The 228-nt window shown below is 60.1% G+C and carries 1 protein-coding gene; it reads left to right on the forward strand.

Features of this window, described 5'->3' with window-relative positions; genetic code table 11:
- Positions 1–27: 27 nt before the first annotated feature.
- Positions 28–228 (forward strand): hypothetical protein (locus FJM74_RS22250; RefSeq protein ID WP_206684098.1); only part of this gene is annotated, 201 nt, incomplete at its 3' end.

Here is a 228-nt window from a genome sequence, read left to right on the forward strand (position 1 = left end):
ATCGGGAAGGCTGCTACGACTACGGTTGTGAGCATCACTGGCGGTCCCTTCACTTATAGCGGCTCTGCGATTGAGCCGGCGACGGTGAGCGTAACGGGTGCCGGGGGCTTGAATCTGACCCCCGCTGCGGAGTATGCCAACAACATTGATGCCGGGACGGCGAGCGCTTCCTACAGCTATGGCGAGACGGCCAACTATCTGGCTTCCTCCGACAGCGAAGACTTCTCT

The organism is Pontibacter beigongshangensis (assembly GCF_014332515.1).
Classification (GTDB): domain Bacteria; phylum Bacteroidota; class Bacteroidia; order Cytophagales; family Hymenobacteraceae; genus Pontibacter; species Pontibacter beigongshangensis.